This window comes from Methyloceanibacter sp., from assembly GCF_049590335.1.
Lineage (GTDB): Bacteria > Pseudomonadota > Alphaproteobacteria > Rhizobiales > Methyloligellaceae > Methyloceanibacter.
On the sequence record NZ_JBAWCQ010000133.1, the window covers coordinates 1 to 13,393 of the forward strand.

Sequence of the window (13,393 nt, forward strand, 5' to 3'; positions counted from 1 at the left end):
CCCGCGCCCTCTGCGCCCGTATCCTTGGACGGGCTACATCGTTTCCTCACCGAGCGGAGCGTCGCGCCATACAAGTTCCCGGATAAGCTTCTCGTCGTTCAAGAAATCCCGCGCAGCGATGATGGTGCCATCTTACGCACGAAGATCTTGCGCGAGGTTTAGAGCGGCCGCCTTGGCTGAACCCCGCGCAAAGGCGGCATCCGCACAATGATCAAGAACGTCGAGATACGCCAAGCACTGCCAAGCGATGCGCCCGCGATCGAGGCGCTCTATCCGGAGGCGTTTCCGGATGAAGATCTGGTGCCGCTCGTGCGGGACCTAGAAGGATCGGCGGCGATCTCGTTCGTGGGAGTAGCCGATAACGGGCTTGTGGCTCATGCGGCTTTCACACCATGCAGCCTTACCGAGAGAACAGACAAGGTCGCGCTCTTAGGACCGGTGGCCGTCGCGCCCGGCCGGCAACGGCAAGGGCTTGGCAGCGCGCTTCTTCGCGCCGGCCTGCGGCATTTGCAGGACGCCGGCACGGACAGCGTCTACGTCCTGGGCAATCCGGGCTACTACGGCCTCCTCGGCTTCAAGCGCGACGACGACGTGATGCCGCCCTTTCCCCTGTTGGAGGGATTGCGTGGCGCCTGGCAATCGCTGAGCCTGTCGGAGCACAAGACACAGCTTCGCGGTCAGCTCACCGTTCCGCAAGCCTGGCGCCGTCCGGCCCTGTGGACCCCTTAAGGCCTATGACGACCGGTCTACGCCACCTTCTTGTCCGCACCGGCAATTTTGGCAAGTTCTTTGAGGAAGTCGCGGGCACCGATGAGCCGATCCTCCGCATTCGGCCAACTGCCGTAGAAGATCAGCTTGTGGTCGGGCTGCACTTTGATCTTGCGCGCATATTTGCTGATGAACCGCAGGAGCCCCTCGGGGTTCGCGAATTCGTTGTTGCGGAAGAGGACCACGGCGCCCTTCGGCCCCGCATCGATTTGCTCGACGCCCGCTTGGCGGCATAGCCCCTTGATCTCTACTACGTCGAGAAGGTGGCGTACTTCGTCCGGCAACGGACCAAAACGGTCGATCAACTCGGCGGCGAAGGCCTCGATAGACTCCTGGGTCTCCACGCCCGACAAGCGCCGGTAGAGGCCGAGCCGGACCTGAAGGTCGGGCACGTATTCCTCCGGGATCAGCACCGCCGTTCCGAGATTGATGCGCGGGCTCCACTGATCCTCGACCAACGCGCCGCCGCCTTCCTTCAGTGCGGCGACGGCCTCTTCAAGCATCGACTGGTAGAGCTCGAATCCAACCTCGCGAATATGCCCGGACTGTTCCTCGCCGAGGAGGTTGCCCGCACCGCGTAAGTCGAGATCGTGGCTCGCGAGGATGAACCCAGCTCCCAGCGTGTCGAGCGATTGCAGCACTTTCAAGCGCTTCTGAGCGGCCGGAGTGACGCGCGCGTCGACCGGGATCGTAAAATAGGCATAGGCGCGGATCTTGGATCGGCCGACGCGCCCCCGAAGCTGGTAAAGCTGGGCAAGGCCGAAACGATCCGCGCGATACACGATCAGCGTATTGGCCGACGGAATGTCGAGCCCACTTTCGACGATGGTCGTGGACAGCAGCACATCGTATTGCCGGTCGTAGAACGCGTTCATCACGTCGTCGAGTTCGCTTGAGCTCATCTGCCCGTGAGCCCGTGCGACGCGCAGTTCCGGCACATGCTCCTGCAAGAACGCGCCCGCCTCGTCGAGATCGGAAATGCGCGGCACAACGAAGAAGGCCTGCCCGCCCCGGAAGCGTTCGCGCAAGAGCGCTTCGCGCAGTGTCATGGGATCGAACGGCGATACATAGGTGCGTACCGCGAGCCGATCCACGGGCGGCGTTGCGATTAACGACATCTCGCGCACGCCCGACATGGCCAGTTGCAGCGTACGCGGAATGGGCGTGGCGCTGAGCGTCAGCACATGCACGTCCTCACGCAGTTCTTTCAGACGCTCCTTATGCTTCACGCCGAAATGCTGCTCCTCGTCGATGATGAGAAGGCCGAGATCGGCAAAGTCGATCGATTTTCCAAGCAGCGCGTGCGTACCGATGACGATATCGATGTCACCGTTCTTCAGCCCCTCTTTGGTCGCGCTCAAGTCTTTGGCCGAGACCAGGCGCGAGGCCTGCGCGATCCGCACCGGGAAACCACGGAAGCGCTCCTCGAATGTGTTGAAGTGCTGACGGGCAAGGAGCGTTGTTGGTACCACGACAGCCACCTGCTTGCCTGAGAGCACGGCCACGAGGCTCGCCCGCAGCGCAATCTCGGTCTTGCCGAAGCCCACGTCGCCGCATACAAGCCGATCCATGGGCCGACCGCTCGCCAGATCGTCCAGCACGGCGTTGATGCTGGTCATCTGATCTTCCGTCTCCTCATACGGGAAACGCGCGGCGAACTCCTCGTAGGTGCCGTCGAGGGGCGCAAGGGACGGCGCGGTGCGCAGCTCCCGCATGGCGGCAACCTTGATGAGCTTCTCGGCCATGTCACGAATGCGCTGTTTCAGCTTGGCTTTGCGCGACTGCCAGGCAACGCCCCCGAGCTTATCCAGAACGACGCTGGTTTCATCCGAGCCGAAGCGAGTTAGAAGTTCAATATTCTCGACCGGCAAATAGAGTTTGTCGTTGCCTTGATAGTGCAGCTCCAGGCAATCGTGCGGCTCACCGGCGGCCTCGATCGTGCTGAGGCCCACGAAGCGCCCAATGCCGTGATCGGCATGCACCACGACATCGCCGACCGCGAGGGTCGAGGCCTCTGTCAGCGCGTCGGAGGCTTTGGGCTTGCGTGCCTTCCGCACGAGCCGATCGCCCAGAATATCCTGCTCGCCGACAACGGCGATGCCGGGCGACTCGAAGCCAGCCTCGAGCGGCAGCACCGCCACGGACACTGCGTCTTGGGGGGCTGCAATCGCGTCCGGAAAGATCTCGACGCGCACCGTGCCGTCCATACCATGCTCGGCCAGAAGCGCGGCGAGCCGTTCGCGCGCGCCCGCGCTCCAGCAGGCCACGATGACGATCTTCTTCGCCGCAACCAGTGTCTTGGCATGGGCCACGACAGCGTCGAAGACATTGGCGCCTTCGGTTTGCCGTTCCGGCGCGAACGATCGTCCTTGTCTGCCGCCAAAGGACACGATGGCGATGCCGTCCGCTTCAGGGCGTTCGAACGGGTCGAAAGCGATCACATGCGGTGCAGCCTTCAAGAGGCCCTGCCACTCGACCTCGGTCAGGAACATGCTGTCGGCCGGGACCGGGTGATAAGGCGGCGCACCAAACGCCTTCCGCTCCAGCGCTTCGGCGCGCGCATCATGGTGGTCGGCGACCTGCTCCAGACGGCTCTCGCGGGCATCGTCCGACAGCGGATCGAGCGTGACGACCGCGCCAGTGACATAATCGAACAACGTGTCGAGGCCATCGTGAAAGAGCGGGAGCCAATGCTCCATGCCCTGATGCTGCTGGCCCGCCGAGATGGCCTCGTAAAGAGGATCGTCTCCGGTCACGGTGCCGAACAGCTCCACGTAGCGCTGCCGGAAACCGCTTCTCACGTCGGGCGTGAGCGCCACTTCGCTCATGGGCAGGAAGTCAATTGCCTCGACGCGGGATTCCGTACGCTGCGTTTCGGGATTGAAGGCACGGATCGATTCCAGCGTATCGCCGAAGAAGTCGAGGCGGACTGGCTGCCCGCCCGGCGGATACAGATCGAGGATGCCGCCCCGTACAGCATACTGCCCCGCATCGGTTACCGTGCTGGCACGGGCGTAGCCGGCCGTCACCAGCCGCTCCACGAGCTTGCCCATGTTCAGGACATTGCCGGCGCGAAGGCTCAGACTTGAAGCTTTGATAAAGCTCTTCGGCGGGACGCGCTGCACGATTGCATTCACGGATGTCAGCAGCACGAGCGGAGCCTTATCGCCCGCGTCCATGCCTGCAAGCGCCGAAAGGGCTTCTATCCGGTCGGCGACGATCTCCGCATTGGGGCCGACCCTGTCGTAAGGCACGCTGTCCCACGCCGGAAAGGTCACGACACGCATGTCGGGCGCAAAAAACCCGATCGCTTCCTCGAGGGTTGCGAGCCGATGGCCGTCCCGGGCTACGTGCAGGATGGGCGCACCCGCATGCCGTGCCAATTCGGCCAGCACCAGCGCGTCCAGCCCTTCGGGGACACCACTGGCGATGGCGCGCCGTTCCGCCAACAGGCGGTCGACAGGCAAGGATGGCAATGGCACTCGAGAACTCATCACGCTCGGGCTTACTCAAAAGGCGCGGCTAGTGCCGGGCTCCGGGAAAATCGTGGAATTCGCGGATCAGTGCGATCAGCGTGTCCAGATCCTTATCGCCCAGTGAGTAACCCTCATAGACCGACAGCTCGATCTCGGGGTCCTGCATCTCGATCAGGCGCTCCAGGACGGAAATTTCCTTGGAATTCATACTGTCGACGGCTTGCTCGGCGAAGCGACCAAGCAGATAGTCCATTTCCTTCGTGCCTCTATGAGAAGCCCGCCAAACGGCTCGGCGTCGTCGCATTCCAAGATCACTCGACATGATCCAAGCTTCCAATCCTTGTTGCTGCGTTAGACAGAGCGGCCCTTTCGATGTCAAGGCCACGCCATTCGATATCAAGGCCGCCACGAATCGCTTGCTAGACTAGGTTCATGCGCCCTGCCCGGCTCAATTCACTCTTCACGCCCGTACGCACGCTGAAAGGCGTCGGCCCACGAATAGAAGGCCTTCTGGACAAACTTTTAGCGCCCAAAGTTCCAGGACCCAAGGGCGTGAGTGGCCATGCACGCCTGATCGATCTTCTTTGGCACGTTCCCGTTGGGCTTGTGGACCGTATGCACGCGCCCTCGATAGCCGAGAGCCCACTCGGACAGATCGTTACCCTGACCGTGCGCGTGGCCGAACATCGCCCCGGCGGACCGCGCAAGGGCCGCAGGGCTCCCTATCGTATTCTGGTGGAGGACGAGACAAGCACCATCGACCTCGTCTATTTCAAGGCCGACCAGCGCTATCTTGAACGGCTGCTGCCTTTGGACGAGAGCCGAGTCATTTCGGGCCGGCTCGAATCCTATGACGGCCGTCTGCAGATGACCCATCCCGACCATGTGGCTCCAGTCGAGGGCGGCGCGGGCATCCCGGAAATCGAGCCCGTCTATCCGCTGACGGCAGGCCTCTCCAACACGAGCCTACGCAAGGCCATCGACGGCGCCCTGAAGGCCCTGCCCGATCTTCCCGAATGGACCGATGCCGCTTTTGTGGCCAAGAACGAATGGAGTTCGTTTTCCGATAGTGTGAAAGACCTGCACACACCCCGCAGCGAGGACGATTTTCTGCCCACCAACCCCGCGCGCGAACGGCTCGCCTATGACGAGCTTCTCGCCAATCAGCTCGCGCTCGCGGTTCTCCGCCAGTCTCTGAAACGCCGCGCGGGCCGTTCGATTGCGGCACCTGGACGCTTGCGGAAGGCGATCGTGGACGCCCTGCCCTTTGCCTTGACTGGCGCGCAAGCCCGGTCGCTCAGGGAGATCGACGCCGACATGGCCGATCCGCTACATATGTTGCGCCTGCTGCAAGGCGATGTGGGAAGCGGCAAGACGATCGTCGCGCTTCTGGCCATGGCGACAGCCGTCGAAGCGGGTCACCAAGCCGCCTTAATGGCCCCGACTGAGCTCCTGGCCCGCCAGCACTATGAGACCATCTCGCGCTTCGCCGCACCGGCCAGTCTGCGCGTGCGGCTGCTGACGGGACGCGAGCGTGGCAAGGAGCGGCTGGCCATACTAGAAGCCCTGAAAGCACACGAGATCGACATCCTGATCGGCACCCATGCACTGTTTCAGGAGGCGATCGCCTTTCAGGACCTCGGCCTTACGGTCATCGACGAGCAGCACCGCTTTGGTGTGCATCAGCGGCTGGCGCTCCAAGCTAAGGGTCTCGGCGCCGGCGCCGAACTCCTCGTCATGACGGCAACCCCCATTCCGCGCACGCTGCTGCTGACGAGCTATGGCGATCTGGATGTGTCCCGGCTCGACGAAAAGCCACCTGGGCGCAAGCCGGTGCTCACACGGACGGTTTCCTTAGAGCGGCTCGACGAGGTCGTGGATGGGATCGACCGCGCCGTTGAAGGTGGCGCGCAGGTCTATTGGGTTTGCCCGCTGGTAGGCGAATCCGAAGTGCTGGACCTCGCGGCAGCCGAGGAACGCTACGCGCATTTGCGCGAGCGCTTAGGCGGCCAGGTCGGCTTGGTCCACGGCCAACTGACGGGCAAAGAGAAGGACACCGTTATGGCGCAATTCGCCGCGGGCGACCTAGCGGTGCTGGTTTCGACCACGGTGATCGAAGTTGGCGTGGATGTTCCCAACGCCTCTGTCATGGTCATCGAGCATGCCGAACGCTTCGGTCTCGCGCAGCTTCACCAATTGCGTGGGCGTGTCGGCCGGGGCGCGGCGCAGTCCTCTTGCCTGCTTCTCTACAAGCAGCCTTTGGGCGAGCTCGCGCGCGAACGGCTCAATGTCATGCGCAGTACGGAGGACGGGTTCGTGATCGCCGAGGAGGATCTGCGCCTTCGTGGTGGCGGCGAAGTTCTGGGAACGCGGCAGAGTGGACTGCCTGCATTTCGCATCGCGCAGCTGCCGGACCATCAAGACCTGCTCGCGGCCGCCCGCGACGAGGCGCGCCTATGCCTGTCGCGCATGCCCCGTCTCGAGGGCGAGCACGGCGAGCGTTTGCGGCTATTGCTCTATCTGTTCGAGCGAGACGATGCCGTCAAACTAATGCGCGCGGGCTAAGCTTACGCCGCAGTCTCTTCTTTCGTCGGAGGCACGTCCTTGGGCGGTATGGCCTCGTTCGACGCCGACATTTTCTTCGCCTCTTCGGCAAGCTGCTTCAGCTTGCTCTGCTTCGGCGCCACCAGACCTGCCGAGATCACGAGCTTGGCCCCGTCGTCGATGGCCATGTCGAGCAGGATCACATCCTTGGCGGGCATGAACATGACGAACCCAGTCGTGGGGTTGGGTGCGTTCGGCATGAACACGGACATCAGCTCGTCGCCGCCGAGCTTTTCCCTGATTTCACCGGGCGGGTCGCCCGACACGAACACGATTACATAGAGCCCACGCCGCGGAAACTCAATGAGGCCGACGCGCTTGAACGACGTTCCCTGCTTGGAAAAGACCGTGGTGAATATCTGCTTCAACAGGCGATACACGCCGCGCACAACCGGCATCCGGTCGAGCAGTATGACACCGTAGCTGACGATGGTCCGGCCGAACAGGTTTGCGGCCAAGGCCCCGATAAGCATCAAGCCGACAATGCCGAAGATCAGCCCGACGCCCGGCACGTTGAAGGGCAGGAAATTCTCCGGAAGGTAAGAGTTCGGAATGAGCGGCTTCACCCATCCGTCGACCAGGTTGATAAACCACCACACGACATAGATGGTGATCGCCACGGGTCCCACGATGATGAGGCCCGTGAGGAAGTAGCCCCTAAGCCGCGCCAGGAAATGCGACGAGGTTGGCTCGAGCGCGCTGAATAGGCTGTGATCGTCCTCGTCGTCCAAGCCCGGAAAGTCCGGGTCGTGTCGTTGGCTTTCTTGATCCGAATTGTTGTCTTTTGGACTGGTCATTTTTGGGAGTCTTTTCGCCCTAGAGTCGGTGTTGGAAGCTCTGTATGAAACTCAGTGTGTCAGGAAGCCCAGGTTCTCCGACCGTTCTCGCAACCGGACGGGCTTTGTCAAGATTCAACGAGGCAACCGGTGTCAAAGACGAGCAAGAGCCGAAGTCAAGATGGCAGGCCCAGACACGTTGTGAGTCGTCCTACCCGCCAGGGGCAACCACGGTGCAATCCGTCCCACCGCGTTTGATCGAGTTGCAGGCCTTGGACCCTTCGCTCTGGCTGGCGAAAGGCCCGATTTTGACCGTGTAGAACGTGCCGAGACTGCCCATGTTGACGGTCTCGACCCGCGACGGGGTGCTAGCAAGGCTGGAATTGGACCGCTTGGCCTTGCTCCATAGCGCCTCGGCCTCCGACCGCGAACTGCTATTGGCGAGCTGCACCGTATAGCCCGACCCCGTTCTTGAAGAGGATCCGGCGCCTGCGCCCGTCAGCGCCGCCGTCTGACGCGAGAACCAACCGCCGATGCCTGCTCCGCCACTCCCGCTCGTGCTCCCGGCCGTGGGCGCTACGGCGGCCGTCCTTGTCGCGGTGGTCGTATTATTCGCCACGGGTGCGCTCTGGGTCGTTGCAGCCGGCGTGGTTTGCGCTGCGGTAGACGCTCCGCCGCCAGCGACGGAACCCCACCAGCGGCTGACGGCGTTGCCGCCCGAACCTTCGCTGACGGACGCATCCCACCCCGAGGTCGGGGCTGCTTGCGGCGCAGCGGCGCTCGATCCGGCTGAGGCGGACTGGGCCCCTGCAGCTGTCGCGCCCTCCGGCGCCATTGCGGTCTTCTGTGCCCCGAAACTCGGCACGATCTTGTCCCACATACTGGTGTTTGAAGTAGGCGCTGCCGCGCCACCCGATCCGGCCGTCTTCTTCGGTCCCCCTAAGCTCGGTACGACCTTGTTCCACACGCCGCTGGCGCTGGGGATGTAACTGGCGATGCCGCCGCTCGCGACGGGGCCCACACCACCGTCCTGCGCGGTCAGCTTCTGCACCGTACTGGCGCTCGAATAACGCCGGGCCTGGGCCATGGCGGACGCGCCCTGGCTCTGCATGCCCGCCGCCTGAAAGGCCAGCCCCTTGTTCACATAGGCCCGCGGCTTGTCCGAAGACGGAAGGCCTAGCCAGAGCGCCGCGCCGAGATCCGCTGCGGCCTGGCCCGGATAGCCGGCGCGACGGTACGCGATGCCTCGCAGATAGAGTGCTTTCGCCACCTGGTTGATGGTGGCGTCCTTGTCGTTCACGGTCGCGGAAAGCTGACGCGCTGCGTCTGTGAACTGCCCCGCATTCAGCGAGGCCTCACCACGCCGCAAGCCGATGTCCTGCGCAATCGCGGGCCCAGGCAAAGCGGCCGCGGCACACACCACTCCCAGGGCTAGCCCAAGCGCGGGGCGAAGCCGGAAGAAATGCCCGACGCCGCCCATGCGGCGCGGCCGGACGGTGTGCTGAAATTTCAACATGCCTTTGCTCAATCAAAGAAATCAGGCAAATCCGAGGCTAAAGACTACTCTACCGTCACAGACTTTGCGAGATTTCGAGGCTGATCCACGTCAGTTCCCATGAAGACTGCGGTATAGTACGCGATCAGCTGAACCGGGACCGCGTAGACCAGCGGCGATACGAATCGGTGGACAGTCGGGACCGGCAAGGTTGTCTGCACGGCGCAGCCCGCACTTCCTGGGTCGGCGTCGCTGACAAGGATGATCTTGCCCTCGCGCGCCGCGACTTCCTGCATGTTGGAAACCGTCTTGTCGAAGAGGTCGTCCTTGGGCGCGATAACGATGACCGGCACGCTCTCGTCGATCAGCGCGATCGGGCCATGTTTCAGCTCGCCGGCGGCATAGCCCTCCGCGTGAATGTAGGAGATTTCCTTAAGCTTCAGGGCACCCTCGAGCGCGATCGGATAACTCGTGCCCCGGCCGAGATAAAGGACATCGCGTGCCTTCGACAGTCTGTGAGCCAAGTCTTCGTAATCGGACTCGTCCCGAAGAATTTCGGCCATGTGACGCGGCACCTCGACCAGCGCCTTGACCAGCTCTGTTTCCAGTTCGGGACCGATGGTTCCGCGCGCCTTGCCCGCCGCGATGGCGAGACACGCGAGCACGGTGAGCTGGCAAGTAAAGGCTTTGGTGGAGGCCACGCCGATTTCTGGACCGCCAAGGGTCGGCAACACCCCGTCCGACTCACGGGCTATCGAGGATTCACGCACATTGACCACGGACAGAACATGCTGGTTCTGGCCCCGGCAATAGCGGAGCGACGCCAGGGTATCGGCCGTCTCGCCGGACTGGGAGACGAACAGAGCCGCCCCGCCCGGCTCCATCGCGATTTCGCGATAGCGGAACTCCGAGGCGATATCCACGTCCGCCGGCAGCTTGGCCCAACGCTCGAACCAATACTTCGCGACGACGCACGCATAATAGGCGGTCCCGCACGCGCACAGGGACAGGCGGCTCACATTCGCGAAATCGAAGGGCAGGTCCGGCAGCGCAACCCGGTAGTTCGCAAGGTCGAGATAGTGTGCGAGTGTATGGCCGACGACTTCGGGCTGCTCGTGAATCTCCTTCGCCATGAAGTGGCGGAAATTGCCCTTGTCCACCATGAGCCCGGCAGCGTGGGATTTCACGACGGCGCGATCGACGACCGACCCATCGCGACAGTGAATACTCACCCCCTCGCGCGTGATCACGGCCCAATCGCCGTCTTCCAGATAGGCGACATTGTCGGTAAAGGGTGCGAGTGCAATCGCATCGGAGCCGACGAACATCTCCCCCTCGCCGTAGCCTATGGCCAAGGGGCTGCCCTGCCGCGCGGCGACCATCAGGTCGTCATAGCCCTTGAAGATCATCGCGAGGGCGAACGCGCCTTTGAGATGGGACAGAACCTTATGGACGGCGGCAACGGGATCTGTGCCGTCGCGCAGCTCGCGCGTGATGAGATGCGCGATTACCTCCGTATCCGTATCGGAGGTGAACGGGGCGCCTTCAGCCTCAAGTTCGGCCTTCAACTCCCTGAAATTCTCGATGATGCCGTTGTGGACCACGGCGACGTCATCGGTCATGTGCGGATGGGCATTGGCTTCGCTGGGCCTGCCATGCGTCGCCCAGCGCGTATGACCGATCCCGGCGTCTCCTGGCAGCGGCTCGGCGCCGAGCAGCGATTCGAGATTGCGCAGCTTTCCTTCAGCCCGGCGCCGCTCGATCCCTCGATCACTGACTGTGGCAACACCCGTCGAATCGTAGCCGCGATACTCGAGACGCTTCAACGCGTCGACCAGCAACTCGGCGACAGGCCCCTTCCCAAGGACGCCAACAATTCCGCACATCGCCCCCTACTCCCTCGTCGTCATGCGTCTTGAGTCTTGCTAGCCATGCACGCACGCCATCGCAATTCACGAGCTGTATCGCTTTGTTGCGGCTGACGCGGCGGCGCCTTGGGCAGCGGTCCTATTTAGACTTATCCCGGCTCCGCCGTTGTCGAACCTTCGAGGCCCATCCGTCGCGCTCTTCTTGCCTTGCCCGAGTGAGCGCCAAGGCGTTGTCAGGCACGTCTTTCGAAATGACGCTCCCGGAGCCGATATAGGCCCCATCGCCAATCTTGACTGGTGCCACAAGTGAGCTGTTCGATCCTATAAAGGCGCCGGCGCCGATCTCGGTGCGATGCTTCGAGAAGCCATCGTAGTTACAGGTGATGGTGCCGGCCCCGATATTAGCGTTCGGTCCGATGCTCGCATCGCCGATATAGGTCAGATGGTTAACCTTCGCGCCTTCGGCGACTTTCGCGTTCTTGATCTCGACGAAATTGCCTACGTGAGCCCCTGGCGCCAGCTCTGCCCCAGGTCGCAACCGCGCGAAAGGTCCCACGGTCGAGCCCGCGCCCACGCGGGCCCGCTCGAGATGGCAGAAGCCCCGTATCATCGCGCCGTCCTCGATGGTGACGCCTGGTGCCATGATGACATTGGGTTCGATGACTACGTCGCGACCGACAACCGTGTCGTAGCTTAAGAACACGGTGTCAGGTGCGACCAATGTCGTACCGTGCTCCATAACGGCAGCGCGCAAACGCCGCTGCATCAGCCCTTCCGCCACAGATAGCTCCGAGCGGGAGTTGACGCCGAGGACCTCCTCGCCGTTGGACAACACGACGCGTGTCTGAAGTCCGTCCTGGTGGGCGAGCGCGACCGCGTCGGTCAGATAGTATTCGCCCTTGGAGTTGTCGTTGCCGATGCGGGAAAGAAGGTCCGAAAGCGTCGCACTGGCGCGGAAAGCCATGATGCCCGAATTGCAGAGCGTTAGAGCCCGCTCGGCGGGCGTGGCGTCCTTCTCCTCGCGAATACCCTGAAGACGGCTCTTGTCGTCGAAGAGAAGACGACCATAACCTGTTGAATCCGCTGCCTCGAACCCGATCACGACGAGGTCGGCCCCCGCTTCGAGTTCGCCCAGAACTGCTTTCAAGGTCTCAGCCCGCAGAAGCGGCGTATCGCCGTACAGGACCAGCACAGGACCTGCGCAGGTCTCATAGGCGGGCGCAGCCGCCTTGACCGCATCGGCGGTTCCAAGCTGCTCGGACTGCACGAAGACCTGTGCCTCGGGGACAACGGCCAGCCCCGCCTCGCCGACGGCATCCATGCCCGGACCGACTACGAGAGCCGCGCGCACAATCCCTGCGGCACCGGCGGCCCCGAGAACGTGCCCGAGCATGGGCGCGCCGGCCAAGCGGTGGAGGACTTTTGGCAGGTCGGACTTCATCCTGGTGCCCTTGCCCGCGGCAAGGACGACGGCGAGAGCCTGTGTCATCTGACTATTAAGATCCCTCTGCGCTTTCGGCGGCCACAAACGGTAGCCGTCCAATATTAAGAATTCGCGCCCTGTCTAGTCCAAAGCGGCGCCCAGGGCCACCGGGCTTGAGGCCGCCTTCGAACACCATTGTGCCTCGGTGCAGGAAAAATTGACCCTATGAACGAAGCGAGTAATCTCACAAACTGCGGCAATGGCTTAACGATATGACGATGCGTGCCGGTAGGTTCTCGCCGCCGGCATGCGCGACAGGAGGTTACTCCCATGGCACGACGGCGTGTTGGCGGACCTGGCACTGCTCGAAGCGTGTTCTCCATCCTTTGGATCGCGCTTGGGGGCCTCTCGGCCTATTACCTCTTCACCCTCTTCGCCGACCCCTCCGCTGCCGGAGATCAATCGGCCAGAATGGCAGCGCCCGCCGCCCCTTCTTCGGCTGCGCCTGTCCCGGCACCGGCTCCCGCGTCCTCAGGTCTTTCAGCGGAGCAACTGGGCGTCATCGACGGCAATCTCCAGACACTGTCGCAGCAACTGGCCGCTCTGGACCAGCGGCTCAGGCCGATTGAGAATTTCATCGGGCCGGCGGCCAAGCTGCCCCCGTCCAGCTCGGTCTCCACATCGCCGCCGCGCGCACTGCCCAAACTGGAGCCCCTGCCGAAACCCGAGCCCGTCGTTTCGGCCCCGGCATCCCCGCCTGAACCGGCTGTCGCCGAGGCGCAAAAACCGCCAGTGCAACCCGAGCCGGTTGTCTTGGCCCCGCCGCCGCCAGTGCCCACTCCGACGGCTGCGCCCAAGCCTGAGCTCGAGCCAGCAGTTGCCGAGGCCCCAAAGCCAACGCCAGAACCCGCAGCGGTGCCCGCGCCGCCGCCAGTGCCCACTCCGACGGCTGCGCCCAAGCCTGAGCTCGCGCCAACAGTTGC

At 63.1% G+C, this 13,393-nt stretch carries 8 protein-coding genes and 1 pseudogene; 3 read left to right on the forward strand and 6 right to left on the reverse strand.

From position 1 onward, the window contains the following. The first annotated feature begins 207 nt into the window (after positions 1 to 207). Positions 208 to 729: a GNAT family N-acetyltransferase gene (locus WBQ77_RS10620; RefSeq protein ID WP_424060178.1), complete on the forward strand. Its 522-nt coding sequence runs from the start codon at positions 208 to 210 to the stop codon at positions 727 to 729. A 17-nt stretch (positions 730 to 746) separates the two neighbouring features. On the opposite strand, the gene mfd is transcribed toward WBQ77_RS10620, so the two are convergent. Both mfd and WBQ77_RS10630 read right to left on the reverse strand, forming a co-directional pair. Beyond that, a complete protein-coding gene (gene mfd / locus WBQ77_RS10625) occupies positions 747 to 4,262 on the reverse strand; it encodes a transcription-repair coupling factor (protein WP_424060181.1) in 3,516 nt (1,171 codons plus the stop codon). 28 nt (positions 4,263 to 4,290) lie between these two features. Continuing rightward, positions 4,291 to 4,566, reverse strand: coding sequence for a succinate dehydrogenase assembly factor 2 (locus WBQ77_RS10630; protein ID WP_424060183.1), 276 nt, complete (start codon positions 4,564 to 4,566; stop codon positions 4,291 to 4,293). A 110-nt stretch (positions 4,567 to 4,676) separates the two neighbouring features. Here WBQ77_RS10630 and recG point away from each other — a divergent pair, with 110 nt between their 5' ends. Continuing rightward, positions 4,677 to 6,809, forward strand: a complete 2,133-nt coding sequence (gene recG, locus WBQ77_RS10635) for an ATP-dependent DNA helicase RecG (protein WP_424060185.1) — start codon at positions 4,677 to 4,679, stop codon at positions 6,807 to 6,809. Between the two features lie 2 nt (positions 6,810 to 6,811). On the opposite strand, the gene WBQ77_RS10640 is transcribed toward recG, so the two are convergent. The 4 genes from WBQ77_RS10640 to glmU all read right to left on the reverse strand — a co-directional run bounded on the left by WBQ77_RS10640 (position 6,812) and on the right by glmU (position 12,476). After that, positions 6,812 to 7,645: a DUF502 domain-containing protein gene (locus WBQ77_RS10640; protein ID WP_424043178.1), complete on the reverse strand. Its 834-nt coding sequence runs from the start codon at positions 7,643 to 7,645 to the stop codon at positions 6,812 to 6,814. Between the two features lie 190 nt (positions 7,646 to 7,835). After that, positions 7,836 to 9,140 (reverse strand): SPOR domain-containing protein, encoded by a 1,305-nt coding sequence (locus tag WBQ77_RS10645; protein WP_424060187.1) that lies wholly within the window; start codon positions 9,138 to 9,140, stop codon positions 7,836 to 7,838. 44 nt (positions 9,141 to 9,184) lie between these two features. Then, on the reverse strand, positions 9,185 to 11,005 hold the full coding sequence (glmS, locus tag WBQ77_RS10650; RefSeq protein WP_424060189.1) for a glutamine--fructose-6-phosphate transaminase (isomerizing): 1,821 nt from the start codon (positions 11,003 to 11,005) through the stop codon (positions 9,185 to 9,187). A 121-nt stretch (positions 11,006 to 11,126) separates the two neighbouring features. Continuing rightward, positions 11,127 to 12,476 (reverse strand): bifunctional UDP-N-acetylglucosamine diphosphorylase/glucosamine-1-phosphate N-acetyltransferase GlmU, encoded by a 1,350-nt coding sequence (gene glmU / locus WBQ77_RS10655; protein ID WP_424060190.1) that lies wholly within the window; start codon positions 12,474 to 12,476, stop codon positions 11,127 to 11,129. Between the two features lie 264 nt (positions 12,477 to 12,740). On the opposite strand from glmU, the pseudogene WBQ77_RS10660 reads away from it, so the two are divergent. Continuing rightward, positions 12,741 to 13,393, forward strand: a pseudogene (locus WBQ77_RS10660) (hypothetical protein); the annotation flags it as partial.